This is a genomic window from Armatimonadota bacterium (genome assembly GCA_016125185.1).
GTDB lineage: Bacteria > Armatimonadota > Fimbriimonadia > Fimbriimonadales > Fimbriimonadaceae > Fimbriimonas.
In genome coordinates this window covers 84,346-109,702 of record WGMG01000009.1, presented here as the reverse complement: position 1 = coordinate 109,702, position 25,357 = coordinate 84,346, and the positions used below count along the sequence as shown (strand labels likewise).

Below are 25,357 nucleotides of genomic sequence, written 5' to 3'. Positions count from 1 at the left end.
ATGGGAGACGGAGTTTGGGCTATTTCAGGCGCTGGAGGTATTTGTCGCGGAGCATGGTGTGCTTGCTTTCGAGCCTGCGCGGCTGGCCATCGATGAACACGTAGCGCATCGTCGTCGTGAGCTCAAATGGGTCGCCGTCGGTTACGATCAGGTTGCCGATCTTGCCCGGCTCGATGGAGCCGAGTTTGTCGGCTACGCCGAAGATTTGCGCCGGATTGATGGTCAGAGCCTTGAGGGCGTCTTCCCGCGAAAGGCCATAGGCACAGTGCTCGCCGACTTTGAACGGGAGCATCATCGTTTCCGAACCGTCGCCGCTTTGGAAGCAGATTTTGACTCCGGCTTTGGCCAAGAGGCCCGCCTTCACGTAGGGCGTGTCGTAGGGGTCGTAGGCTCGGTCCGTGTTGTTCGCGCCGAGGGTGCTGGCACCGGCGGGAGCGAGGATGACGGGGATGCGGGCCTTGGCGAGCAGAGCGGCTTCGCGCCAAGCTTCGGAGCCATCAGAGATCGCGGCTTTGAGCTTGAACTTTTGGGCGAAGGCGACGGCGTCGCGAATCTGGCTGGCCGAGTGGGCCGACAGAACGACGGTCTTTTCACCTTTGAGATAGGGGATCATCGCCTCCATTTCGAGGTCGATCGGCATGTTCGGGTCGGCTTTGCGGGCGTCCATGTACTTCGACGCTTTGTCGAAGTAGCTGTCGAGGGCGCTGTTGCTTCCGCCCTGGGCGAAGACATCGCCGCCGTCTTGGAACGGCATGCGGCCACCGAGGAAGTCGTAATATTCCTCGAGTTGGTTGAGCGAAAGATCAGCGTCGCCGACGCGGCCATCCATCTGTGGGGTCTCCCCGCGCCCGCCGAAGAGGATCGACGTGTCGACCATGTCGCACATGTCGAAGTTCGGACGTCCGCGTCCGCCCGCCATGTTGACGACGAGGCCAGCTTTGCGTTCGACGCCGAGTTGTTCGGTGGTGTAGCCGTCGGTGTTGATCACCGCGCCCTGGCCGGAAATGCTTCCCCCGGTCGGGGCCGAGAACACGTTAGTCACGCCGTTGAATTTGGCGGGGCCGAAGTGGGCGCTTTCCACCCATTCGGCGGTGAGCGCGTCGAGGTCGGGGTTGAAGGTGCCGAACTCGCGGTTGTCGTTCATGACGGGAATCGGGCTGATCTCTTTGAGGCCGATCGAGGATTGGCCGTCGAAGAAGCCAGGATAGACGTGCAGACCGCGACCTTGAATGACCGACGCGCCGTGGGGGATATCGACCGACTTGCCGACGGACAGAATCTTGCCGTCTTTGACGACGACGGTTCCGCCCTGGATGTCGGCCCCAACGACCGGGTGGATCGTGGCTCCGACGATGGCGTAGATATTGGACGACTTGGGCAGGCTCGTGTTCTCGGCGGCGTTGACCTTGCGGTCGAGTACGGCCTTGGTGATCGAGGCACCATCGATGCCGAAGGCGTCGCGACGCTGGAAGTAGACCTTGCCCTCGATCATGGTGAGGTCGCACTTGGAGTACACGCTGAGCGGGTGGCCGTCCCAGATTGCGATGTCGGCGTCCTTGCCGACGTCGATGCTTCCGGTTCGCTTGTCGATTCCGAGCTCTCTCGCCGGGTTGATGGTGATGGTCTGGAGCGCCTGTTGTTCGGTGAATCCGCCGAAGCGCATGGTCTTGGCGGCGTCGATGTTGAGGGCGGTCGTGCCGCTGAGGCCGTCGGTGTTGATGGAGACGTTGACGCCGGCCTTGTTGCAGATGTAGGCGTTCCACGGGATGGCGTCGTAGCCTTCCTGCTTGAACGACCATTCGTCTTCGAAGATCGAGATTCCGATGCCGGCCTTGGCTAGCTCAGGAGCGATTTTGTAGGCTTCGAGGGCGTGCTGGAGCGCGCCGATCTTGAAGCCGTATTCCTGGCTGAGGCGGACCATCATCAGCATTTCGTCGCTTCGGTAGCAGTGGCACTGCACCCAAATCTTCTTCTGAAGGATGTCGCTGAGGGTTTCTAGTCGGAGGTCGCGTCGCGGTTCGACCTTGGTCTGACCCGCCTTGTAGGCGTCCCAATCCTTCTTGTATTGAATGGCCTCGTTAAAGGCGTGACGATAGACCGATTCGACGCCCATGCGGGTGGTGGGGAAGCGCGAGTTGGTGGTACTGCTCTTGCGGGTGACGTTTTCACCGAGGGCGAATTTGATCATGCGCGGGGCATCGGGAATCCGGACTTCATCAGCCGTCGCGCCGTACTTGTACTTGATGACCACGCTTTGGCCGCCGACACAGTCGGCACTGCCGTGGAGGATCATCGCGGAAGTATGTCCGCTAGCGAGGGCCTGCCAGACCGAGAGGGCCGAGGGGTTGAGGATGTCCTGCATCCGAACCTCGGCGACGATGCTTTCGGCCCCTTCGTTGGTGCCGTCGGCGGCTCGGTGCGAGTGGGCATCGACGATGCCCGGGCAAACGACTTTGCCCTTCGCGTCAATGACGATGGTGCCGGACGGAGCGACGAGATTTCGTCCGACCTTGGCGATTTTGCCGTTTTGGACGAGAATGTCGGTGTTTTCCAGCGTGCCGTGGGTGGCGGTCAGGATGCGGCCGCCCTTGATGAGGCAGTTGCCGTCGGTGACGGTCTTTGGCTTGCGATCCGATTCCAATTCGAACGGGAATTGGGCGTGAGCGAAGCTGGCGAGGCCGACGAGGAGGAGTGCGAGACGCTTCACTTGCCGCCCTCCTTCTTGGGTTCGACCACCGGTTTTCCGGCGACCCAAACGCGTTCGACCTTGCTCTTTTCGTCGGTGAATTCGCCCGACATGAGCACGAGGCTGGCGAGCTTACCGGTCTCGATGGTGCCGAGCTTGGACTGGACGCCGAGGATGGTTGCCGGGTTAATGGTCATGGCTTTGAGGGCGAGGTCTTTGTCGAGGCCGTGCTTGATGAAGCCGCGAATGCTCTCAAGGTATTGGGCCGGGGCCGAGCTGGTGCCGAAGGCGAAGGGAAGACCGCTTTTGGCGATGTCGGCGATGCCGTTGATCTGCTCTTCCCAGCGGTCGTGCCGTTCCTTTTTGTATTCGATGGGGGTGACGTCGGCGGGGTCGGTGTCGGCCTTATCAGGTTCGACGGACGGTTCGATGAGGTTATCGATGGTGTAGAGAATGGGAATCTGGCGCGCCTTGAGATCGGGGATCATTTTGTAGGCATCGCGTCCACCGGCGACCATGAATTTGAACCCGAATTCGTCGGCGATGTGGAAGGTCCGGGCGATTTCGCGGTCCATGTTGAGCTCGAAGACGGCGGGCTTTTGGCCGGTGACCAGCGGCTTGAGGTCCTCCAGAGCCTTTTTCCAAGGGGCTTTGTCGTCGGGTTTGGCGAGTTTGGCCCCGTCGGCGAGGGATTTTGCATCGGCGAGGGTTTGCCGCATGAGAGCGATGACGCCGAGAATGTTGGAGGGGTAGCCTTCGCCGCCTCCATTGCGGTAGCTCATGCCGAAGCCGAACGAATCGTCGAGGACGCGGGCGTCCTTTTCGGCGGCGGGAAGAATGTTGATGACGGCTCCGGCCCCTCGGATGCTTCCTTGGCGAGGGATGACGAGGGCGGCGGTGATGCCGCTATCCCAGGCGCTGGTGTCCTTGTCGAAGTCGAGATTGGGGGCGGAGGGGAAGTCGGAATAGATGCCCTTGTGGTTGCCGATCCACATGTAGGGCGGGGCTTCGACGCCGATGTCCGGCTTTCCGTCGGTGGAGGGGTTGGGCGGGGTCTTGGTCAGCCGCGTCGAGTAGGCATCGATGAAGCCGGGATAGAGCACTTTGCCCTTCCCATCGATAGCGGTGAGGCCCGCCGGGGCGGCGTCGGTCGAAACGGAGTCGATCTTTCCATTCCTGACGACGACAGTGGCGCTATCGAGCACCTTGCCGTCGCCGATGAAGACCTTTGCGCCGGTAATCGCAAAATCCGCGCTTTGCGCATGGGCGGCCGAAGCGAGGCCCAACGCGAGGAGCGCGAGTGAATAAGTACGCATGGATAGCGCGTTTTACCATGTTCCCACGGCCGGTTGTTATTAGAAATTAGGTGCCGCGGGTGTCGCCGAAGAGGTCGATCCGGAGGCAATCAATTGTCGATCGCTCCTGACCACCTAAAACGCCCATCGTTGGAAACTAAATCGTCCCTTTCAAGTTGGGCCAATCGAGCGGCCACCACAGTTGGCAGATTTTCAGGAGTGCGTCCGAAACCAAAATACTCACGAATACCAGAGGTAATTTCGTCTTGTGATGCCGCCATGGATGCGCAAAGTATCTCTCGAATAGCAAGGTCAAATTCTTCAGGTGAAATGTACTCGACCAATCGCTCCGAAGAATCCAAGCTACTTCGATCGCGGGCAACGAACTCCGTCTGATCGAATTGGTAAACAAAATCCTCTTTGGTACGGACAAATCCATTTTGCAGTGCATAAGAAATACCGGCATCGATTGCCGATTGGATTCTTGAACCGGATCTGGCTAGACGGCAGGACTCTCGAATTCTTTTCACCAGAATGTTCCGATGAATCGGACCTTCAAACGCTGTTACTTTGACGACCGCACTTGCCATCTTGGAAGGAGGAAGATCCCCAAGTGCTATGCCAGAAAGCTCGAACGGCGTCGTCCATTTTGCGTAGGGCTTGCCTCGCGGGTTTTGCTGGTCAGCATCACTTTTCCATATCTCAATAGAAATGGATTCATCGGATCTCGAATTATCGACAAGAGCAAGTTCTTCTTCCTCGTCCGTTGCTTCAATGGCACCTTCGATTGCGGAGACACACCTTTTGAGACAAGCTTCTCTATCTCGCCACCAATCCGTACTCCAAATCCTGTGTAGTTTCCAATTTCTTGCCACCAATACCATTTCTCGCAACTTGTCGCGATCCCTCGCACTCTTTGCCGAATGGTAGGTTGCTCCGTCACATTCAATCCCTATCGCGTATCGACCGGGTCGTTTTGGGTGTCGAACAGCTAGGTCGATTCGGAATCCGAGCGTGCCCACTTGAGGGTCAATCTTATATCCTCTGTGCGTTAGGGCTGACATAACCTCTTCTTCGAAGATGCTTTCTGGTTCCATGCCGGTCGGATTTGGGATGTCTAAAATTCCAGTCTCAGCGAATTCCAGAAAGGTCTTGAATGCGGAAAGACCTTCATTGTCACCATCAATGCGAATGTCGCCGGAACGCATCGAAGTGAAAACTTCGATACGCTTTTTGGCTCGACTCATTAGTACGTTTAGCCTTCTTCCGCCCCCCTCCTTGTTGATTGGGCCAAAATTCATGGACGTATTTCCACTCTCATCTGGACCATATCCGACACTGATGAGAATGACATCGCGCTCGTCGCCCTGAACGGTTTCCAGATTCTTTATTCGTAGCGGCTCAGTCTGGTGCATCTGGTTAAACGAACTAAAGAGGCCAGGGTCCGACTGCTGTCTTACCTCGAGTTCGTCCTGGATCGCTTCTTGCTGGTGCTTGCTGAAAGCAACGGCCAGGAGGGACTCATGTGGCCTTTCCGCCATATGTTTTACGATTGCATCCGCAACTGCCGCGGCTTGCTTTTTGTTTTTCTTCTTAGCCGACCCACGATCGTAAATCGTTGTCGGATCGTAACGAAACCGCATTCCAAGATCGCTATCTCGTTCGTTTGTTGCGTAGATGGGGCTCGGGAAGACGACTAGTCGATCATTGTAGAAGAGCCTATTTGATGGTTGGATGAGGGCCTGATGTAGACTCCTGTAGTGCCATCGTAAGTCCGTCTTCCTACCTGAGGGTTCAGCTATTGAGTTGAAGAGCGCGAGTATGCTCTCCATTTTTCCAACCGCCGTGTCGTAGCCAGCCTCCTCATCTGTGGAGTCATCGTCGATTTGATTGTCGAAGAAGCTGGTGGGGGGCATTTGCTTTGTATCCCCGACAACGATGGCCTGCTTTGCTCTCGCAATGGAGCTTAGCGAATCCTCGGGCTTGATTTGACTGGCTTCATCAAAAATGACGACATCGAACATCTCCTTGAAGTTCGGAAGGAATGTCGCCACAGAGATTGGCGACATCATGACGACGGGCTTAATTTTAAGAAGAAATTCTGAGAACTGCTCAAATGCCCATCGAATGGGCTTGTGGCCCTTGCGCAAATTACATTGCTTTGAAAGCTCTGCACTCAGTCCAAGCTGTGACGTCGAAGGGATACCCTGAAGGTGTGAGTGCAAAGCACGAGCCCGATTATGTTCGATGAGCACGTCGTCTAGTCGTTTGAATTCTTTGATTGCCTCTTCGTGGGTTGCTCGCTCAAATTTTCGCAGAGCCGATCTTGTTTCAAAGCCCTCCTTGATTCCCGCATGAAGCCAGATCCTGAGAATGTGGTGCTTCAGGTCCTTACCGGCCCTTGGCCAAGCGCTGGCAAAGGATAGGATTTCTTGAAGGCCCGTTTCGGTCGCTTCTTCGGCGATTAAGTTCCACTCAACAATTTCAGAAAGCCTCTCAATATTCTCGTCAAAACTTTGGATTTGCGACTTGAGAGCCTCGAAACGGCAACTTTCGAGGGAAGATTCTCTGTTCAGCTTAAGTTGTGCGTCAAGGTGACGAATCTTCTCCAGGACGCTCGCCATCGCTTCGGAAGTTGTGCGCGACCTTTCAGCCAGGCCTGTCGCTCGGATGGCACCAGTAAAGAAATCAAGCAGGCTCTTCGGAATGAGTCCATCTTTGACCTGCCCTTCCAAATCGAGAACCCAACGAAGGAGGCGGTCTAAACTATCTGGATTCGACACTTCTCCCTGCCATTGGACTCCGAAGTGACGCTCTACGACCGGTTGGACTTCAGCTAGCTGACTTCGGAGCCCGGAGAATTCAACTAATTCCCTGAGTAGTTCTCTCTGTTCTAGTGGAGTAGTGGGTCCTTGTGCTGTCAGCAGTCCAGCCAGTTGCGTTCTTGCTTTCCGATAGTCGCCAGACAGAAACTTTAGAAACTTGTCGGCGTTCTGCTCGTAAGCCGCTCGAGCGGAGACGACATCAGCTCCCCACGCCTGCTCAATAACCTTGTTCTTGTGTCTCGACCGGAGCTCCTGAAGACGTCTCAAATTATGAATAGCTTCCGAAAGCCTCTTGGATTCTTGTTGCCAGGTTCCAGCCTTTACAGCTACACCATCCAGTTCGGGCGCTGAGACAGCAATATCCACGCAATGCGTCAAGCTAGTAATGTCTTCAGGGCAAATAGGGGATGGAACACAGAGATGTTTTGAGAGGTCCTCAGCAAGGTCAAAAGCCTCCGCCAATAGCTGTCTTGCTAATCTAGTCGACCTTTCCAACTCTAACTTCTCTGAGGGGCCGAGATAAGTGAGCGAGCATCCGAAGAATGGATGTTGTGCGGGAACTCCAATCTGCGTTATCTTAGCTTGGATTGCTTCAATGAGCGGCAGTCTTCGTTCTAAATCTTGCCAAGACAGCTTGGCAAGGCCGACACCCTGATATGGAGCATCGAGGTCTTCTTCTTCTACATCAGGCAACGAAATGGCCTTTCCGATGAGAAATCTTGGGGACACCCCTTGCATCGGCAAGGGGCGGTGAATTTCATCGGCATACTGATTCAGACTTTGACGAAGGTCTGCTAGTCTCTCAAGCTGACTTGCCGCGTCGGGAAGTCGGCTCTTTAATTTCCAAGTCTGGTCGATTGAACTATAGAATGTTCTTCGGTTGGCCTTTTGGCTGTGCAGTTCAAGGCAAGCCTCATCCAATCCCGCCTCGAGTTTCAGGCGTCGATGAACCACTTCAAGCGCCGCCATTTTTTCTGAGACAAACAGGACCTTTTTTCCTTTACTAATGCACTCTGCAATAAGGTTGGCAATGGTCTGAGACTTACCTGTACCAGGAGGACCCTCTACGACCATGGAAATTCCGCGATTGGCTTCCATGATCGCCTTGATCTGAGAGCTATCGGCGCTGAATACTTCGAAAGAGTCAAGTGGAGAACGTACGTTATCGACTTGTTCAATCTCGTCGGAAGTGCCTTCACTCGATTCGTAACCAACCCCCAAGAATGCGGATACATCTGTATGGCTCGTCGGATCATGCCCCTCTTGCCATCTTTGAATGTCAAGGTCCTGGTAAAGAACTATCTTAGCGTAACTAAAAAAGCCTAAGGCGACCTTGTCTTTGTGAATGGACCAATCTGGTCTGTTCTTAAGTACACCTTTAACATCTCCAAAATACTTTTCGACCGAGAAATTGGCTAAGTCAGAAGGGATTTCAGGCAGTTTGATATGCTGTTCGGCTAGGGCCGCGCTAAGGCTGAGATTTGTGCCAATGTCGTTTTCGTCGTAAACCAGTTTGAAGCTTCCCTTTACGGTTCTCTCCAAAACTGCAGGGATCAGTATCAAGGGTGCGAACGCGGTTTTTTCCGCCGAATCGCTCGGCTTCCATTCGAGCATTCCAAGAGCCAGAAAGAGAGTATTGATTCCTTGCTCGTCAAGCTGTGTCGTCGCTTGCCTCCAGGTCTGAAGGAGACGCATTTGAAGCTTTGTGTGAGTTACCGATGTGTTGAGTAAAGAGTCCTCTGTATCGATTTTCCCAACCTGCGGTTCCTCTTGGAAGAAGTCAGCCTGGATGAGAGGGTTATCTTGGTCTTCGTCGTCACGCTTCGACTTCGGAGGATCTGGGGGACCTGTAAACCCCATCTTTTTGCCCTCGACGACTAGAATTCTCCAGAGGCTCTCAGACGATTCCTCGACTATTTCGACCCCTACTGTCTTTGAGGGACGATAGTTGATAAGGCGATTCCGCATCGTGGTATCAACCAATTTTTTGCGAAGAGCTTCATATGCCGATCTAATTGAATTATCCTGACCTGCCACACAACACCAAATGTCTCGATTGAGACTTCATCCGCGAATCCACAATGCTGTAAAGTTCGATTTCGGATATCGTTATTCTAGACGAATCTTTTGCGTGAGTAAAGCTCGGGAGTTGATCAAGTTAGGTGCCGCGGGTGTCGCCGAAGAGGTCGATCTGGAGGCGGGGGGCAAGCCGCCAATTTCGGGCGGTGACGACGGGGATGAGAAGGCGGGCCTTCTGCCAGAGCGTCGCTTGGTCGCGACCCTCGGGCATGAGGAGGACCTTGCTGGGCTCGACGGGGCCGATTTGGTCGAGGAGGCGTTCGATTTCGTCGATCTCCTGGGCGTCGGGTGAGGAGACCACGAACTTAAGCTGGAAGGGGTAGCTCGCGATCAGTTGCCGAAGGATGTCGGGTTGGAGGCGGAGGTCATCGTGGCGCTTGGCCCAGGCGAGGTCTTCGGTGGGAGTCGAGTGGGCGAGCTTGGGGCTGATCGACATGAGATCGCAGGGGAGGTCGCGGTAGAGGGTGCCGGCGGTCTCGATGGTGATGGTTTTGCCCTCGGCTTTGAGTTGACAGGCGAGAGGCTCGATGGCGTCGAAAAGCATCGGTTCTCCGCCGGTGAGGACGACATGATCGAGGTCGGCTTGGCGGACTTGGTCGAGGATTTCGTCGATGGTGAGGGTGGGGCCTTCGGGGTTCCAAGAGGCATAGGGGGTGTCGCACCAGACACAGCGGAGGTTGCACCCGCTGACACGGATGAAGGTGGACGGGATTCCGGCCCAGATGCCCTCACCTTGGACGGAGTGGAAGATTTCAGCGATTCGTAGTTTGGCGGTCAATGCGTTGTTGTTATTTTGAAGCATTGGGGTGGGACTTGTGGTGAAGGGCGACAGGGACTTGTGGTGAAGGGCGACAGGGTTGGTAGGCTGGCCCTGCTTCATCTCCACTTCTTGTGGGAGGGATTTGGGTTGGTCGAATTTGCGCATAGCTTTCGTCTATACGGGCCCCGCGAGGCTTTGGCATGTTAGTCTCTGCTTTTGCAGCCTGTCATCCTTGCGACGTTTACCCAGGCGAGACGCCTGGGCCCCCAATTGGTCTTTCGTTATGTGAACGGTCCTGATTCGCTCTGCTTCGCCTTTCGAAATCGTAGACATTTCCCCGCGGCGGGAACTTCGTGGTGCTCACAACTCCCAATGGGCCGACCTCGTTTGAGGTCCTTTGGATGAGTGTCTACGCTTCCGTTAAGTGAAAGGAAGTGGGCTATGCCCGAGTGTGGAAGTGGCCACCACCGGCAGGTACGACCGATGGTTTTTTCGTAAATCCGGGGAAGTCTTGGATGGCTTGTTGGGCAATAAACCCGGCCATGCATGCAAGTAGGAACGTAAATAGCGACTGAGCACGGATCGAGAAGAAGAGAAGGATGTCACACACCGACGTACTCCACAAAATGCTCAGGATCGTGCGGGGCAATCTCTTGGGTTCGGCGATCAGTTGCTTTGCCGACCAGCCGGACGGTTTGCCCCAAGAATAGTAGGCGTCAATGCTACCGCAGAGGATGCCTAGCAGAACGGCTATCGCCTGGTGCCAATGAACTGTTGCTGTCAAAGTAGCAACAACGATCGAGCGGACGATGGTTCCGGTCCTGCTCATACGGAGATTGTAACGCAAGAGTCGTCTTTTCGCCAACCAGCGTTCATTGTTCGAATTTCGCGACTAAGGGGTCGGTTTGGCCGAGGGTGGCGAAGCCTTTTTCGCGCAAGAGGCAGGAGTCGCAGTGGCGGCAGGGTTTGCCGTCCGGGGCGGGGTCGTAGCAACTGCTCGTGAGGTCGTATTGGACGCCATTCGCCAGGCCCTGCTCGATGATTTGGGCTTTGGTGAGCGAGATGAGGGGGGTGTGGATCGTCATTTTGGCGCCTTCGACGCCGACCTTGGTTGCGAGGTTGGCCATTCGCTCGAACGCCTCGATGAACTCTGGGCGGCAGTCGGGATAGCCGGAATAGTCGAGGGCGTTGACGCCGATGAAGATGTGGTTTGCACCAAGGACCTCGGACCACGCGAGGGCATAGGAGAGGAAGACGGTGTTGCGAGCGGGGACGTACGTGATGGGGATATCGGCGCTCATTGCGCTTTCGTCGCGGTCCTTGGGAACGGCGATGTCGTCGGTGAGGGCGGAGCCGCCGATTTGGCGAAGGTCGACTTGGACGACGATGTGCTTCACCACTTCTTGGAGTCGAGCCTGCTCGGCGGCCAAGGTTAGCTCGACCCGGTGCCGCTGACCATAGTCGTAGGAGATGGCATAGCACTCAAAACCCTGGGTTCGGGCAAGGGCGAGGGCGGTCGCGGAGTCGAGTCCGCCAGAGAGAAGGACGACAGCCTTTTGTTTCAAACCTAAATGAGGATAGACCAAACGTCATAATGATTGTATGGCCGTCCAAGATCCGATGAAGTGGTTTCGACGCCAAGCGTCGCCCGTCACCTTCGTATTAACCGGACTTGTGATCATTGGCGCTCTTCTGAGTTGGGCAATGCCTGGCTTTATGCTCTCAACTTTCGGGTTTGATGGGCACCTCATTCCCAAGGTTTGGACAATTCTCACCTATCCCTTTGCGGAAAGTGTCCTATTGAGCGGGGGAAGCGGACCAATTTTCGCGATTTTTCTGGCGCTGTGGTTGCTGGGAATCGGTCGGAATCTTGAGCCAGACCATGGATCGAGAAACTTTCTCCTTCTCTGGATTGGGTGTACATTGGTCGGCGTTATTCCCCTCGCCATATTCGGCTACTACGCCATGGGGACCCTGATTCCAGTTGCAATGCTTTCGGTAATTTGGGGCACCCGGTTCAAGGATGCGACGGTGATGCTGTTTGGTCTTATCCCCATCCTTGGAAAGTGGATCGCGGTGATATCCGTTCTATCCGTCTTTTTCTCCTACGCCGTTACCGGCTCAATGGTCTTCGCGGGCATTTTGGCTTGCGTTGGATGCGGAGTTGCCTACCCTTACGCTGCCAACAAGATTCCGTTCTTGCCATATGGTTTTCGTCGGGCCTCGAATGCCTACGTGAAGGCCAAGCCGACCAAGGCGCAACTCAAGCGAGAGAAGGAATATTACGACGACGTGTATCGTAGAGAGAAAGAGCGGGAAGAGCGAGAGAGATTGCGAAAACTATTCGAAGACAGTTTGGGAGACGAGAAATGAGCGATGGAATGATGGATTCCGGGCCGACCTTCAACGGGAAGAAATTCCTGATCAGCGTGGTGGTTGGGCTCATTTTGTTCACGCTGGTGTCCATGTTCATCACATTCGGCATCGGTCGTATTTGGGGCAATCTGCTGAATAAGAAGGCCCTGGACAACGAGCGAGAAATACAGTCTCAGGAAATGAAGCGGAAAGAGTCCGCGCGAAACCAGTGATGTTCAAAGAGCAGGTCTCCGAATCTTGGAACAAGCGTTTCGGATCGGAGCCGCCCGCTGACCTTGACCCGATAGCCCCTTTCTTGGCCCACCGCTCGGTGCGGCGATTTACCGACGAAGCCATCTCGGTCGAGACGATGGCGGGATTGGTAGCGGCGGCGCAGAGCGCGGCGACCAGTAGCAACCTCCAGTCTTGGAGCGTGATTTCGGTTCAGAACCCGGAGAAACGCCATGCCATCGCGGAGGCGTGCGCCAGCCAGAAACAGGTGGAAACGGCAGCCGCTTTCTTCGTCTTTTTGGCTGACTTGAATCGGATTCATCGCTACGCGGTGGCGCACGAGATCGACCCCGACGGCCTGGATACGGCGGAGATGTACACGGTGGCAGTCATCGACGCGGCGTTGGCGGCGGAACGAATGGTGTGCGCGGCAGAGGCGCTGGGTTACGGCATCTGCTACATAGGGGCGCTTCGCAACCACCCGGATCGCGTCAGGGAGATTTTGAACCTGCCGGAGAAGACTTTCGGCATCTTTGGGCTGTGCATCGGACGTCCGGCGGAGAACGCGCGGGCGGACATCAAGCCTCGGTTGTCGCAGGATCAGGTCTGGTTTGAGGAGGAGTATCCCGAGTCGCTGGATAGCCGGGAATACGACCAGAGGGCGGCAGAGTACTTTGCTTCGCACGCCATGTCGACCGATGAACCGTGGTCGAAGAAGTCGGGACGGCGAGTCCAGACGACCGGTCTTTCGGGCCGCGAAGCCCTGCTCATGTTTTTGCACGAGCAGGGCCTCCTGAAGCGTTAGGGCGCGTCGACGACCTTTACGCTTCGGATTCGCTTATCAAACCGGAAGGCGAAGTAGGGCGAGGTCGGGTTTGCCAGCCCAGCGACGATCACCGTTTTCTTGACGTACACATACGCCACGGTGCCGCGGTAGGCGACGCCAGCTACGGAGTAATTCACGTGCGGTTGTTGCTGACCGAGGAAGACGATGCCGAGGCTTCCACGAGTGAAATCGAATCCGCCGAAGCTATTGGGCAGAACGACGTTGCCGGGAGCTAGTCGCTCTAGGTCACGCGAGTTCGAGCAAATCCAGGCTCCAGCCGAGGGGAATGGGAGGAAGGTGCCGCTATCGAGATAGCATTCGCTTCCATCGACGACATATTCGACGGTGTACTTCTGGGTTTGTCGGCTAAGGGCGAGGAGGGCGTAGCTTCGTTGGCCCGATGCGATGGCGGTCGAACTGCGGTGAACCTGAATGATGGTTTCGCCGCCGCTGATGAAGACGTCGCCGATCTGAAGTCGGAAGCCTAGGCCGTAGTCACCGGCACTGACCAGCACGAGACGATTGATGCTGAAGTCGATGGCATCGTAGCTGGGGTAGTCGAAGCGGTTGCGCTGGCACCAGTTCTGGAATTCGTAAGGCGTATCGAAGCCGAAGCCGCACGGATCGTTCCAGCTTCCGCCGATGCCGTAGCCGCAGGGGCTCCAGGGCAGAGGCGTGAAGGTCGTGAGCGGGTTGATCTGATAGGACGGGAGGGCGGTGCTTTCGACCTTTTGGAACTTGGCGCTTAGGTCCAAGTAGCCCCGGTCGATGGCGATCATGACCCACGGCGAGGTGAGGCTTTGGGTGACCGGCTGCTTTTTGCCGGGGATCAGTTCATTGACGCAAACGATGGCGGTGGCACCGCCCTGACCGATGACATCGCTAACTTGAGCGGAGTATCCGCCGGTATTTCGAGTCCCTAAGAAGATAATCGCCACTCGATCTTTGTTAAAATCGATAAGGGGTTGCGCCCGATTCTGCTTCAAAACCGGCATCCAGTAGTTTTCCAGCTCGGTTCTTTCGCTGGCGAGAACTAATTTTTGCCGGGTTTCGGTACTAGAGGTACCCGAAGCAATGGTCCGCCAACGTACCATTTGAGCAGTATTGGGAAACTGGGCGGTTACGATAGCCGTCCATACAGTGAGAAACAGGAGGCAAATGAAAGCGCGCGAAAAAACCATTTCTTCTGTTTCAGACGTATCCCGCGAAAAAGGGTTACCCAAAAAGGCCGCCAATAAGGGCGGAAAACGCAAACGAAAATATTCTGAGGTGAGCACCAAACTGGAGTTCATCGAGGGGATGCGCGCGGTAGCGGCCCTGTACGTGGTCATCGGCCACTTCTGTGGGATGGTGGATGCCAAGTTCTTGGACACGGGCAAGAGCATCGCTTCGCCGCTTCTGCAAGCCTTGATGTCGCCCTTTTGGCACGGCCACCTAGCGGTGGCGGCGTTCATCGTTCTCAGCGGATTCAGCCTTCAGTACGGCCTGTATCAGCGCGGGGACGGGCGGGTCTACGGGCTGGGCAAGTTCTTCAAGAGGCGGGCTTTGCGGATTTTGCCCGCATATTATGCCTGCTTGGGCTTTTCGTATCTGGTTTGCCAGTACGTGACGATCCCGAATGGAAATGTGCCGCCGTTCCGCAATTACGTACCGATCTCGAAAGAGAGTCTTTGGGCGCATATTTTCTTGGTCCACAACTGGTCGGTGGATTGGCTTTATAAGATCAACGGCGTGCTGTGGAGCATCGCCATCGAGTTTCAGCTTTACTTGGTGTTCCCATTCATGATCCTGATCATGCAGAAGCGGAGCCCGCTGACTCTGCTGATCCTGACGATCATTCCGACGGTGCTGGTGGTGAACTACCTGCCCGGTGCGGGCAAGACCTATACATGGTTTGCGATTCTGTTCGTGCTGGGGATGATGGCCGCGCACTTCTCGTATCGACCCAGCTTGAAGATCGGTCCGAAGGCAGGCACGGGCATCTTTTTGAGCCTGGTCGGGGTTGCGATCACGGCGAAAATCGTGATGGGTGCGCTCAGTCAGGGCAAGATTTTCGACACGCCGACGTTGATCTCTTCGGACATTACGTTCGGGCTTTCGACGGCGACGCTTCTGTACGCAATGACGGTGGCGCCGGGGTCGTGGATCGAGCGGTTCTTCTCGCTGAAATGGCTGGTGCGGATTGGCATTTTCAGCTACAGCCTGTACCTGCTCCACCATCCGCTTCTGCAGATTTTCTACGTCCATAAGCCAGCGTGGGTGCTGGGGTCGGAGATGACGATGGGCTATCTGCTTTTGGCGGCCCTGCCTTCGATCTTGATCATCAGTTGGCTTTTCTCGTTCATTTTTGAACGGCCGTTTGTGAAGTCTCGCCTGCCGATGCGCGAGGCGGCGCGGGTGGCCGTGGAGCGAATTCCTCTGCCGTTGCGAGCCTTGAATGGGGTGGAGGCGGCGGAACACGAAGAGGGTTATGCCTACTTGTCGGCAGGTGCCTCAAAAAAAGCACGAGAGCCCTTGGCGATATCCAAGGGCTCTCCCAAGAGTCGAGCTAAGCTCCTTTAGCCGGAGCTAGCCGCCAGTTGTGCCGCCCGTGTTGGGCGTGCAGTCGAAACTGCCACCATACTTCACACCATTGACGGTGTACGTGAAGTTGCTGGTGATGTCTCCATTGTTCAGCGTCACGGCTCCGGTGATGACCATGTTCGGGCTATTCGTAAACGTACCGATCGCGTTCATCGAACCGTGCTTGTCGATAACACCAGAAATGGTTCCAGAGTCTGTCTTTGTAGCAATCGTTCCCGAAAAGCTGCCGTTGCTGGTGACCGTGAGCGCAATGGCTCCGGTATCGTTCGCATCGACGCTGGTCCAAGTTCCGGTCCAATCGCCTACATATAGGCTCGGAAGGTTGCTGGTGTCGCCGGCTCCTCCGCATCCAATGATGAGGCTAGCGGCGGCAACAGCCAGGATTCCAACCTTTCGCATGATTAGCCCTTACCTCCCGGCAGATTGGTCTTGTGCTTGATCAGATCTGAGTCCGAGTTCATCGGAAGCGTCTTCTGGTCATGAGGACCGACGACCTTCGCCGTCACGAAGATGACGAGTTCGGTTCGGATCTTGTCCTTGGTCGTTCGTCGGAAGAACTGACCCACGATCGGCAGATCCTTGAGGATCGGCAGACCGCTCAGTTCGACCACGTCTTGCTGCTGGATGAGGCCGCCGATGGCAAAGGTCTCACCGCTCTTCATCGTGATGGTGTTTTGGGCCGTTCGCTCGCTGGTCTGCGGCAATTCGCCACCGATCTGCGGAACCGTCTTGAAGCCCTTTAGGTAAGTGATGGACGATCGGATGTCGAGGTTCAGCGTGTCGTCGCCGCCGATTCGCGGGAAACATGCCAGTCGGACGCCAGCTCGAACGGTGCCGGTGGTGACACTCGGGCCGTTTTGGCTGGAGATGATCGACTCGACGTATCGGATGGCGTCGCCTACGAAGACTTCGCTTTCTCGTCCGTCGTTACAGAGAAGGTTCGGTCGGGAGATGAGGTTGCTGCCGTTCGAAATGGAATCGAGGCTGGCGGCAACGTCGCCTGAGATGTCGTGACCCTGGATGCTTGCGCCGATCGTGTTGGACGGCGACGTCTGAGCGTTGTTCAGGGTAATCGTCTTGATTGCGCCGCTAGTGAAGAGGTTCCAATCGATACCCATCTTCAGCATTTCTTCGCGGCTGAGTTCCATGACGCGCATTTCGAGAGCGACTTGACGAGGAGCGACGTCGGTGGCTTTGATCCACTCCATTGCTCGCTCGACCTGGTCTCGCGTTCCCTTGACGATGAGGCGCATCGGAACCGCAATCTTCTCGAAATCTTCGAACGGAAGGGTGATGCCGCTGTCGGCGGTGTCCTTACCCTGCTTGCTGTCGTTGCCAGTGCCATTGTTCTGCTGGCCCGAAGCCTGGTTGGCCGACTGACCGCTGGTGTTGCCGGTGCCGCCGCCCTGTGGAGCAGGCTGATCCGTACCGCGCTGTTCGCTCTGGTTGCGAATGTCATCCTTCTTATAGGTCTGCGAGTTCATGACTCCGTTAGGAGCGATGACGCAGGTGACGCCAGGGACCTGGGCGACGACAAGCTCGCGAACGGTTCGCGGGTCGGCGTAGTTCAGGTCGACGATCTTGAACTCAGATGCGATCGTTGTTTCGTCGCTATCGAGTTGGGCGAACGCCTTGAGCACGTTTTGGACTTCGTCGGCTCGTCCCTTGATGACGATCGACTGCTTGGCGATGCTGTTGGACGGTGTGGCAAAAAGGTCCACGTCTCCAACGTTGGTCTTACCCTTGCCCGCAACGGCATCCACCAGGTCGGTGGCGCGTCCGCCGTGAACATAGTAGGTCTCGATGACCTGCTTGTTGCTGGTCGGTACTCGGATGCCGAGGGCGCTGCAGAGTTGTTGGTCGATGTTCGACACGAGTTGCTCGACTTCGTCGAGGCGGCTCGGCGAACCGATAACCATCACGTAGTTGTCCTTCAACGTGTCGTTGGTCTCGGATTGGATGTTCACTCCACCCTTGTCGTCATCTTTCTTGTCGCCGACCTTCTGCGTGGTGCTGACCACGTTCTTCTCGGACGGGAGGACAAGCTCGAAACGACCAAAGGCATTCTCGGAGGAAACCGATTTGAGAACCGCGACTTTGATCTGCGTTCCCTGGCCACTGTAGATGGGGACGATCCGCGAAAGGGTCATCTCCTCGGTGTTGCCCTGGACGCTTCTCAGCGTATCGATGAATTTGGAAGGCGACGTCACGACGTACGTCTTGCCGACCATCGCGAACTTGAGACCTGCGAGCGAGGTGACGAGGTTGAGCGACTCGCGGATGCTGACATTGTTCAGCTTGATCGAGAGCTTACCGGTCACGTCGGGTGAGGAGACGATGTTGGCGTTGGTCTGTCGCGCCAGCGACTTGAGAATCTGGACGACATCCGTATTCACAAAGTCGATGCTGACGAGCGGTTCGGAATCCGATTTGCCGTTCGAGACTTCCTTGGTGACTGTCTTGTCGTCGGACGAGGCGAAGACCTGCGGCTTGACGTCGATCTTCGGCGTTGTATCCGGTGCCTTCGTTGCCGGAAGGGTCTTCAGCCACGAATTGATATTCTCAGTGAACGACTTGGACCCGTTTTCACTGGTCTGGGTCGCCACGGCGGTTGACTCGGGAGCCGTGAGAAAGTGAGGCATCGGAGCCGGATCAACCGTCTTCTTGGCCACTGCTTTCGGGGCGTCCAGGGTCGCCTTGTCGGTCTTGTTGACCGGCAGAGTATCGAGCGAAGTACTAGGCTGGAAGTAGACGATGTATCCCTTTTCGTTCTTGCAGAACGAGGCATTTACGCCGTTGGAAAACTTGAACGAGAGCTTGGTCTTGCCCGACTTGCCGTGCTCGGCGATGGTCGTAATGGACTCAAGTCCGTTCATCCAAACAGGGGTCTTTTCCGCTTTGCCAGCGTACGGATTATCGAATTCCAGCGAGTAATAGCAGTCCGATTGCCCGAAGACACCCTTGGGTTCGGCGAGGTTCTTTCCTGTGATCTGAACCTGGACCCCGAAGGTCATCTTCGAAACGGACACGCCAGTGACTCGCCCTTGCGCGGACGACACTGCTGCCGCCGCCACAAAGAGCCCGACTAGGGCCGCTCGTTTCTCATTATTTTGCATGTGGTGGGTTTCCTCCGACATTGAGCACCAATGTCTCTGCGTTAAACTTGACGCGGACTCTTCCGCGAGTGATGTCGATCAGGGTTGCGCTCGATCCAATGCCTTGGCCGATCTCAACCATCTGTTGATTGCCTTGCGCGTCTTCGAAGACAGCCGCGGGATGCGCGCCTTCGATGAGACCGACGACCGAGTAGTTGAACACCGGCTTGACATCTTGGGGGACGGGCAGAGGCGCAATGCCTCCGGCCTTGAAGCCCGTGTGGTCGTCGCTGAAAGGCATCGGCAACGGAGCGGTTCTCTCGGTGTCCGCCTTCGGCGCTGATCTAGGCGTCGGCGTTGGCACTGGGGTCGTCGGCTGATCCGCTCCGGCCGTCATGAACGGCGCGGGCATAAACGGATCGCGAGACGCCAGCGGCTTGAATTCCGGGTTCTTGATGACCGGCTTTTCGCTGTCCTTGTTCTCGGTTGCCTTGTCGTCGGTCTTCTTCTTGGCGGCGGCAGGGGCTGCCTGCGATCCACCCATCATTCGGAAGGCTCCGACTCCGAGGATCAACACGAAGAGGACGGCGAGGACCAGAGCTTGTTTCTTCTCACGATTCATTGCTGCCTCCCTTGGCGCCAGATGAGGCGACCGGGGTGATATTTGCGTCATCCTTGAAGGCGTAGGCACGAAGCTCAAGCTCGAGGTCGAGGACCGGCTTGGCCGCCTTCTTGGTTTTGTTATCGGTGTGAGGCGAGAGCGAAACCGTTCGCACGGCAACGATCTTGGGGAACACCTTGATGGCCTGCAGGAAGCGAAGAGAGTCTTCGTACGATCCTCGGCACTTGATGTTCACGTTCATCTCCTCGTAGGCCGACTTCTTCTTGTCGTCGTTCTTGTCCTTGTCCTTGGGGGACGTCGGCATGACGACTGGCTTGATCTGGACGACCTGAATCTGGTTCTGCTTGCCGTACTGCTCCAACTCCTTCATCATGGTGGGGATGTAGGCGAACTGCTGGACGCCCTCTTCGAGGTGCTTCAGCTTGAACTGGAGGTCTTCGACGACTTTTTTAGAGTCGGCGAGTTCCTTCTGGACTTCCTTCTCGTCGCGAACTTCTTTCGAGATCGACTCGATGTGAGCCTTCTGATCAGAGTTGGTGGAGTTGGTCATCCACAACATGGCTGATCCGACGACCACGACGATGCCCGTCAGGGCATAGAACGTTTTGGGAGTAAGACTGAATTTCATTATTTGTCTCCCTCTTCCTTGGTGGGCTTCTTCTTTTTCTCGACGGAGTCGACGATGTCGCCTCCCATCTCGAATTCAACGCCGGTGGTCTTCTCGAAGAGCTTCTCCTGCGTGCCGCCGAGGGTGACCGATTCGAGGTCTTGGGCGTTTTGCGTTCGAAGCATCATTTCGGAGACGTCGGTCTGCGATTCGCCCACGCCGTTGAAGGTGATGTGGATCGGCTTTTCGGGGTCAACAGCGGCGGATCGGAACGAAGTTAGCCAGACGTTGGATGGGGTGTTGATGGCAAGGTGCTCCATCAATCGGGCCCAACGGTTGGTGAGGTTCCGCGCGCTTTCGAGAGTCTTAAGACGAGGCTCGAGGGTTGCGGAATCCTTCTTGAAGGCGTCGATCTGCTCTTGGAGCGGCTTCAGCTTTTTCAGCTTCGCTTCGATCTCGACCTGCTTGCTGCCGAGGGACGAACCTTCGGCGAAGAGGACGGCGTAAGCGGAACCAAAGATCGCAATGGCGCCGATGAAGGCGAACTTGCTGACCTGAAGTTTCTGATCACTGCGCTTGGCCGACAGGATTTGCGATTCGATGAGGTTAATCAGTGGCATCTAGGTTCTCCTTTAGGCGGCCCAAAGCACCGGTCGCATCGCAAGCCCGGTTGCGACGGCGAGGTCAACGCCAGTGCCTGAGATGGCTCCGGTCTGAGTGATGATGGGGTTTTCGAAGACGCCGAGGGTGGTGACGGGAATGCCGAGCTTGGCTTGGAGGTATTGATCCAGACCTTTGAGCTTGGCTCCGCCTCCGCAGAGGAACATGCCGTCGATGTTGGTGGCTTGCGTGGCTTCGCTGTTTTGGGTCTGCAGGTAGTTCATCGATCGGCGAAGTTCGCGAACGAGGTCGTCGACATGAGCGGCAATGACCTTCAGCGGCGGATTCTCGAGTCCCTGGGGTGTGAGGAATTCATTCATGTCGAGCGCGCTCTTGCCAGCTTCGGCATCGACTGCCTCCAACTTGAACGCAGCTTTGAGAGCCTCGGTAAGGGTGTTGCCCGCGTTAGGCATCGAGCGAAGCATCACATAGACGCCGTTTTCGATCACGCTAACGGTAGTGCTGGTTGCGCCGATGTCCACCAGAATGTATGTCTTGTTCGCGGTGTCCTTGGCTTCATCGGTTTCCAGCAGAGCGCGGTAAGCGGCGAACGTCTCGATTTCGACAAGGCGAACATCGAGGCCGGCGACCTTACACGCGGCGATGCGTCCGTCTACGACGTCTTTCGGCGCCGCAGCGAGGAGGACGTTCATCTGGGTTTCGTTAAGGTTGCCCAGGATTTCTCCTTCGACGTACGAGTCCTCGATCGAACCCGGAACGTAGCGTCCGGCTTCGAACTTGATCGACTCGCGCAGCATCTGCGGCGTCATCTTCGGGAACGGAACCGTGCGAACGAAGACGGCTCCACCGGACGCGGCGACTACCGCCGTGCTCGCGTGGATGTGCGCATCCTTCATTGCAGTCTTAATAGCCTGACCGACTTCCTCGGGGTCGCGAACCAAACCATCGCGTACCGAATCCGGCGGAGTCGGCACAGTGGCGAATTTAGTGACGCGGACGCCGGCCGCGGTCTTCTCGACTTGGACAATTCGAATGCTCGAATATCCGATGTCGACCCCGACCGATGATTTCTTTCCAGCCATCACCGCCTCCCTTGTTCGAGGCGAGCGAAAATCGCCCTCGAATGTGTCGTTTGCCTGTTAAACATAACCATCGTCTTGTTGAGATGCTATGACCCCGTAAAAATAGTTGGAAAGGCGGGGCGCTTTCTTCAGGTTGTATTTGGGCGGTTTTTCGGCTTTCTTAACGACTTGGGTGAGGCGTTTCACCCGTAAAACTCAAGTTGTCTGTCATAATCCAGCCTAGGATGGATGCCGTTATCCTCGACGCCGAAGACATTAAGAGAACTTTGGGAAGGATGGCGCACGAAATACTGGAAGACAACCAAGGGGCCCAGGACCTTGTGGTGGTCGGGATCATGAAAAGGGGGTATCCCATCGCGAAACGGCTGGCGTTTTTGATGACGCAGATCGAGGGAGTGACGGTGCCGTGTGGCAAGCTCGACCCCCGTGCCTACCGCGACGACCGACCCGCCAAAACCGAAGACGAATCCGAGATTCCGTTTGAAGTGACGGGTAAGCGGGTGATTCTGGTGGACGAGTTGATCTTTACCGGCCGTACGATTCGGGCGGGCCTGGATGGGTTGATCAAATACGGTCGTCCGAGTTACGTTCGGCTCGGCGTTTTGCTCGACCGGGGCCACCGCGAATTGCCGATCCAGCCCGATTACTGCGGCCGCGTCATCCAAACTGAACGATCTGACCACGTCTTTGTGAAAGTGAAGGAATTCGAGGGCGAGGATCTGGTCGAGCTCCGAAGCCAAGAGGCACCTCATGAGCAGTAATCCCACGGGGACCAGAAATCTCATCGGAATCCGCAATCTGGACAAAGAATCGATTGTCCACCTCATCGACCAAGCCGCCGACTTCAAGAAGCGCGTGACGGCGGGCGACGACGTGCCCAAGATGACCAAGACCGTCATCGGCCTGCTGTTCTTTGAAAACTCTACGCGCACGCGCGTGAGTTTCGAGCAGGCGGCGTTCTATCTGGGCATGCGATCCAGCAACTTTGCCACGACCTCGTCGTCGATGAACAAGGGCGAGACGCTGAAGGATACGATTTTGACCCTACGCCATGAGCGCATCAACGGTTTGGTGATGCGCCACAAGTCGAGTGGTTCGCCCATCTTGGCCGCGAAGCACTTCGGCGGTCCGGTTTTGAACGCGGGCGACGGCCAGCACGAGCACCCGACGCAGGCGCTGGCGGATGCGCTGACCATTATGGAGCGAAAGGGCTCGATCGAGGGCTTGAACGTCTCGATCGTCGGCGATGTCGAGCACTCGCGAGTCGCACGGTCGAACCTGTGGCTATTGGACAAGCTGGGAGCGAATGTTCGCCTAGTCGGACCGCGGACTCTTCTTCCTCCGCAGCCGTCGAATCTGCCAGGCGAGTTCTGCGACGAACTGGAAGAAGGCATCCACGGTGCGGACGTGATCATTTCGCTCCGCCTCCAGCGGGAGCGGATGAACGAAGGCATGATCAGCTCGATCGGCGAATACAGCTCGTTGTATCAGATCAATGCCGAGACGCTTCGGTACGCGAATCCCGGGTGCCTAGTGATGCACCCCGGTCCGATCAACCGAGGCGTGGAAATCGACGATGTGACGGCCGACGGAGAGTATTCGGCCATCAACCAGCAGGTTGAAAACGGAGTTTTTGTGAGAATGTCTGCGTTTTACTGGTGCTTCGGCGGAGGTGCGGCGTGAGAACCCTGCTTCGCAACGGTCGCATCCTCGATCCGTCGCAGGATTTGGATGAAATCGGCAGTGTCCTGATCGAGAATGACCAGGTCATTCAGGTTGGCGTCGTTGAAGATTTAACTGGGATCGACGAGGTTTACGACTGCACAGGGCTTTGGATCACTCCGGGTTTGGTGGATATGCACGTCCACTTGCGCGAGCCGGGCGACGAGCACAAAGAAACGATCATTACCGGAACCCAGGCGGCGGCAGCAGGCGGCTATACGACGATTTGCTGTATGCCCAACACGAATCCTCCGCTCGACAATCCGGCGATCATCGACTTTATTCTTGACCGAGCGGCTTCCCCTGAGGCGGGCGGCGTGTTCGTTGCGCCGGTTGGCGCGCTGACGAAGGACCTGAAGGGCGAAGAACTCTCGAACTTGGCAGCGATGAAGCGGGCGGGAATCGTCGCGGCGAGCGACGAAGGCTTTCCGATTCAAGACTCGCAGGTGATGAGCCGCGCGATGGTGTTCTGCAACCAGATCGGCCTCCCCATCCTCGCTCACTCGGACGACACCAGTCTGAGCAAGGGCGGTTGTATGAACGAAGGCGCGGTGAGCGCGATGCTCGGCCTGAAAGGCATTCCAAGGACAGCGGAAGAGATCGCGACGATGCGCAACTGCTTGCTCTCGCTTCACACCGGCTGTCCGGTACACATCATGCGGGTGAGCACTTGGGGCGCGGTCGAGATCATTCGACTGATCAAGTCGCTGGGGGCGCCCGTGACCTGCGAAATCTGCCCGATGCACTTCATCTTTACCGAGGACGACATCGGCGAGTTCGACACGAAGTTCAAGATGCAGCCGCCGCTTCGGACGAAGGTGGACATCGAACTGCTCCAGCAGGGTCTGCAGGATGGGACGATCGACTGCATCGCCAGCGACCACTCGCCGCACGCCTCGCACGAGGTGGATGTACCGTTCGACGAAGCTCCGTTCGGGGCTTCGACGATTGAGGCGACGCTGGGCGCGACGCTGACTTACCTAACCCATAAAGGCATCTTGAGCCCACTGGATACGATCCGAAAGCTGAGCACGGTGCCCGCCGAAATTTTGAATCTGGATGGGGGTACCCTGAAGCCGGAAGAGCTTCCGGTGGCGCAGATCACCGTCATCGATCCGAACGTCGAATGGACGTTTGATCGAAATAAGTCGTTCAGCAAGAGCAAAAATACGCCGTTTCATCGTATGAAGCTGAAGGGTAAGGCGATGCTGACGTTCTCCGGCAGCGAAATCTATCGCGACGCCATGTTTCCGGCTGAGCGGTACGCCATCTACATCTAAATGCGACGAAAAATCTTCCCTCTTCTGGGTTTGCTAGTGTTCGGTTGCGGGCAATTCCCCAACCCGAACGACCTTGCCACGATTCCGCAAGAGAATCGGGCGGCGATCGCGTATGAGCGGTTGCTTTCGGCGGAGGATACGCTTCAGTTCAAGGTTCAGCAGGACGAAATTTCGGACGAAAGGCGAAACGAGATGATTTCGGAGGTTGCCGAGCAGATGCTGAAGTCGATCAAGGCTGACGATGTTCCGCTCGATGCTCAGTGGAAATACGCCTCGCTACTACGAGTCACAAACCGATGGAAGGAAACCGAAGCCGCGCTGAAGGAAGCGGTGAAGGTGGCCGAGGACCCAGATCGGAAGATCAACGACACTCTCAAGTTGGCCCAGGCCGAGGCGAAGAACGGGGAAGTGGAAGAAGCAATCAAGACAGCGGCATCGGTGATGGACGCAAAGGACGAGGACGCCGCCCCCATTCTGCCTAGCGTTCTTTACGAAGTCGTTCCAGCGGCGCAGAACAAGGGCCACAACAAGGAGTTGGTCGACTTGCTCTCCAACGCGGTGAAGTGCCACGAGCGAGTGAAGGTCGATCCTAACTCGGACGATGGCCGGGCCTTTCTGATCGCCAAGCGGTATCACATTCATAAGGCCGAGCAGAAGATGACCGAACTCCTGAGTTCGAACGGGTGAT

General features: G+C 56.4%; 21 protein-coding genes. 8 read left to right on the top strand and 13 right to left on the bottom strand.

Features of this window, described 5'->3' with window-relative positions; all coding sequences use genetic code 11:
• Positions 1-19: 19 nt before the first annotated feature.
• The 6 genes from GC165_19760 to queC form a co-directional block, all read right to left on the bottom strand.
• The gene (locus GC165_19760; protein ID MBI1335106.1) at positions 20-2,707 is read right to left on the bottom strand and encodes an amidohydrolase family protein; all 2,688 of its coding nucleotides are present in this window, start codon (positions 2,705-2,707) and stop codon (positions 20-22) included.
• Complete coding sequence (locus GC165_19755; protein ID MBI1335105.1) at positions 2,704-4,002, bottom strand: amidohydrolase family protein; 1,299 nt, start codon at positions 4,000-4,002, stop codon at positions 2,704-2,706. Before GC165_19755 ends, GC165_19760 begins: the two co-directional genes overlap by 4 nt.
• Positions 4,003-4,091: 89 nt before the next feature.
• Positions 4,092-8,774 carry a DUF3320 domain-containing protein gene (locus GC165_19750; protein MBI1335104.1) on the bottom strand — a complete coding sequence of 1,561 codons (4,683 nt, stop codon included), beginning with the start codon at positions 8,772-8,774 and terminating at the stop codon, positions 4,092-4,094.
• A gap of 190 nt (positions 8,775-8,964) precedes the next feature.
• Entirely contained in the window at positions 8,965-9,687 is a 723-nt protein-coding gene (locus GC165_19745) for a radical SAM protein (GenBank protein ID MBI1335103.1), read from the bottom strand.
• Positions 9,688-10,084: 397 nt separating this feature from the next.
• Positions 10,085-10,474: a hypothetical protein gene (locus GC165_19740; protein MBI1335102.1), complete on the bottom strand. Its 390-nt coding sequence runs from the start codon at positions 10,472-10,474 to the stop codon at positions 10,085-10,087.
• Positions 10,475-10,517: 43 nt separating this feature from the next.
• Positions 10,518-11,210 carry a 7-cyano-7-deazaguanine synthase QueC gene (queC, locus tag GC165_19735; GenBank protein ID MBI1335101.1) on the bottom strand — a complete coding sequence of 231 codons (693 nt, stop codon included), beginning with the start codon at positions 11,208-11,210 and terminating at the stop codon, positions 10,518-10,520.
• A 37-nt stretch (positions 11,211-11,247) separates the two neighbouring features.
• On the opposite strand from queC, the gene GC165_19730 reads away from it, so the two are divergent.
• The 3 genes from GC165_19730 to GC165_19720 are packed head-to-tail and all read left to right on the top strand — an operon-like array spanning position 11,248 to position 13,036.
• Positions 11,248-12,018 carry a hypothetical protein gene (locus GC165_19730; GenBank protein ID MBI1335100.1) on the top strand — a complete coding sequence of 257 codons (771 nt, stop codon included), beginning with the start codon at positions 11,248-11,250 and terminating at the stop codon, positions 12,016-12,018.
• The gene (locus tag GC165_19725; GenBank protein ID MBI1335099.1) at positions 12,015-12,233 is read left to right on the top strand and encodes a hypothetical protein; all 219 of its coding nucleotides are present in this window, start codon (positions 12,015-12,017) and stop codon (positions 12,231-12,233) included. The genes GC165_19730 and GC165_19725 overlap by 4 nt, the downstream gene beginning before the upstream one ends.
• Positions 12,230-13,036, top strand: a complete 807-nt coding sequence (locus GC165_19720; protein MBI1335098.1) for an NADPH-dependent oxidoreductase — start codon at positions 12,230-12,232, stop codon at positions 13,034-13,036. Before GC165_19725 ends, GC165_19720 begins: the two co-directional genes overlap by 4 nt.
• Here the strand turns inward: GC165_19720 and GC165_19715 are convergent.
• Positions 13,033-14,442 carry a protease complex subunit PrcB family protein gene (locus tag GC165_19715; protein MBI1335097.1) on the bottom strand — a complete coding sequence of 470 codons (1,410 nt, stop codon included), beginning with the start codon at positions 14,440-14,442 and terminating at the stop codon, positions 13,033-13,035. The two genes, GC165_19720 and GC165_19715, sit on opposite strands and share 4 nt — an antisense overlap.
• Here GC165_19715 and GC165_19710 point away from each other — a divergent pair.
• A complete protein-coding gene (locus GC165_19710; protein ID MBI1335096.1) occupies positions 14,216-15,619 on the top strand; it encodes an acyltransferase family protein in 1,404 nt (467 codons plus the stop codon). The two genes, GC165_19715 and GC165_19710, sit on opposite strands and share 227 nt — an antisense overlap.
• Before the next feature lie 6 nt (positions 15,620-15,625).
• Here the strand turns inward: GC165_19710 and GC165_19705 are convergent, their stop codons facing one another.
• From GC165_19705 to pilM, 6 genes are read right to left on the bottom strand one after another with little or no spacing between them, the layout of a single operon-like run.
• On the bottom strand, positions 15,626-16,039 hold the full coding sequence (locus tag GC165_19705; GenBank protein ID MBI1335095.1) for a hypothetical protein: 414 nt from the start codon (positions 16,037-16,039) through the stop codon (positions 15,626-15,628).
• Between the two features lie 2 nt (positions 16,040-16,041).
• The gene (locus tag GC165_19700; GenBank protein MBI1335094.1) at positions 16,042-18,777 is read right to left on the bottom strand and encodes a hypothetical protein; all 2,736 of its coding nucleotides are present in this window, start codon (positions 18,775-18,777) and stop codon (positions 16,042-16,044) included.
• A complete protein-coding gene (locus GC165_19695; GenBank protein ID MBI1335093.1) occupies positions 18,746-19,357 on the bottom strand; it encodes a hypothetical protein in 612 nt (203 codons plus the stop codon). The genes GC165_19700 and GC165_19695 overlap by 32 nt, the downstream gene beginning before the upstream one ends.
• A complete protein-coding gene (gene pilO, locus GC165_19690) occupies positions 19,347-19,985 on the bottom strand; it encodes a type 4a pilus biogenesis protein PilO (protein MBI1335092.1) in 639 nt (212 codons plus the stop codon). The genes GC165_19695 and pilO overlap by 11 nt, the downstream gene beginning before the upstream one ends.
• Entirely contained in the window at positions 19,985-20,584 is a 600-nt protein-coding gene (locus GC165_19685; GenBank protein ID MBI1335091.1) for a hypothetical protein, read from the bottom strand. Before GC165_19685 ends, pilO begins: the two co-directional genes overlap by 1 nt.
• Positions 20,585-20,596: 12 nt before the next feature.
• Positions 20,597-21,667, bottom strand: a complete 1,071-nt coding sequence (pilM, locus tag GC165_19680) for a type IV pilus assembly protein PilM (protein ID MBI1335090.1) — start codon at positions 21,665-21,667, stop codon at positions 20,597-20,599.
• A 224-nt stretch (positions 21,668-21,891) separates the two neighbouring features.
• On the opposite strand from pilM, the gene pyrR reads away from it, so the two are divergent.
• From pyrR to GC165_19660, 4 genes are read left to right on the top strand one after another with little or no spacing between them, the layout of a single operon-like run.
• Positions 21,892-22,428, top strand: coding sequence for a bifunctional pyr operon transcriptional regulator/uracil phosphoribosyltransferase PyrR (gene pyrR, locus GC165_19675; protein MBI1335089.1), 537 nt, complete (start codon positions 21,892-21,894; stop codon positions 22,426-22,428).
• Positions 22,418-23,350 carry an aspartate carbamoyltransferase catalytic subunit gene (locus GC165_19670; GenBank protein MBI1335088.1) on the top strand — a complete coding sequence of 311 codons (933 nt, stop codon included), beginning with the start codon at positions 22,418-22,420 and terminating at the stop codon, positions 23,348-23,350. The genes pyrR and GC165_19670 overlap by 11 nt, the downstream gene beginning before the upstream one ends.
• On the top strand, positions 23,323-24,669 hold the full coding sequence (locus GC165_19665) for an amidohydrolase family protein (GenBank protein MBI1335087.1): 1,347 nt from the start codon (positions 23,323-23,325) through the stop codon (positions 24,667-24,669). Before GC165_19670 ends, GC165_19665 begins: the two co-directional genes overlap by 28 nt.
• Positions 24,670-25,356: a hypothetical protein gene (locus tag GC165_19660; protein MBI1335086.1), complete on the top strand. Its 687-nt coding sequence runs from the start codon at positions 24,670-24,672 to the stop codon at positions 25,354-25,356.
• The last annotated feature ends 1 nt before the right edge of the window (position 25,357 follow it).

What these genes read in the sequence shown, in the direction of transcription:
- GC165_19705 (MBI1335095.1), bottom strand. Translation starts at nt 16,039, where the DNA reads ATGCGAAAGGTTGGAATCCTGGCTGTTGCCGCCGCTAGCCTCATCATT.
- pilM (MBI1335090.1), bottom strand. Translation starts at nt 21,667, where the DNA reads ATGGCTGGAAAGAAATCATCGGTCGGGGTCGACATCGGATATTCGAGC.
- GC165_19750 (MBI1335104.1), bottom strand. Translation starts at nt 8,774, where the DNA reads ATGCGGAATCGCCTTATCAACTATCGTCCCTCAAAGACAGTAGGGGTC.
- GC165_19685 (MBI1335091.1), bottom strand. Translation starts at nt 20,584, where the DNA reads ATGCCACTGATTAACCTCATCGAATCGCAAATCCTGTCGGCCAAGCGC.
- GC165_19725 (MBI1335099.1), top strand. Translation starts at nt 12,015, where the DNA reads ATGAGCGATGGAATGATGGATTCCGGGCCGACCTTCAACGGGAAGAAA.
- GC165_19740 (MBI1335102.1), bottom strand. Translation starts at nt 10,474, where the DNA reads ATGAGCAGGACCGGAACCATCGTCCGCTCGATCGTTGTTGCTACTTTG.
- GC165_19745 (MBI1335103.1), bottom strand. Translation starts at nt 9,687, where the DNA reads ATGCTTCAAAATAACAACAACGCATTGACCGCCAAACTACGAATCGCT.
- GC165_19755 (MBI1335105.1), bottom strand. Translation starts at nt 4,002, where the DNA reads ATGCGTACTTATTCACTCGCGCTCCTCGCGTTGGGCCTCGCTTCGGCC.
- GC165_19670 (MBI1335088.1), top strand. Translation starts at nt 22,418, where the DNA reads ATGAGCAGTAATCCCACGGGGACCAGAAATCTCATCGGAATCCGCAAT.
- GC165_19730 (MBI1335100.1), top strand. Translation starts at nt 11,248, where the DNA reads ATGGCCGTCCAAGATCCGATGAAGTGGTTTCGACGCCAAGCGTCGCCC.
- GC165_19660 (MBI1335086.1), top strand. Translation starts at nt 24,670, where the DNA reads ATGCGACGAAAAATCTTCCCTCTTCTGGGTTTGCTAGTGTTCGGTTGC.
- GC165_19700 (MBI1335094.1), bottom strand. Translation starts at nt 18,777, where the DNA reads ATGTCGGAGGAAACCCACCACATGCAAAATAATGAGAAACGAGCGGCC.
- GC165_19710 (MBI1335096.1), top strand. Translation starts at nt 14,216, where the DNA reads ATGAAAGCGCGCGAAAAAACCATTTCTTCTGTTTCAGACGTATCCCGC.
- pilO (MBI1335092.1), bottom strand. Translation starts at nt 19,985, where the DNA reads ATGAAATTCAGTCTTACTCCCAAAACGTTCTATGCCCTGACGGGCATC.
- pyrR (MBI1335089.1), top strand. Translation starts at nt 21,892, where the DNA reads ATGGATGCCGTTATCCTCGACGCCGAAGACATTAAGAGAACTTTGGGA.
- GC165_19715 (MBI1335097.1), bottom strand. Translation starts at nt 14,442, where the DNA reads ATGCTCTTGCCCGTGTCCAAGAACTTGGCATCCACCATCCCACAGAAG.
- GC165_19695 (MBI1335093.1), bottom strand. Translation starts at nt 19,357, where the DNA reads ATGAATCGTGAGAAGAAACAAGCTCTGGTCCTCGCCGTCCTCTTCGTG.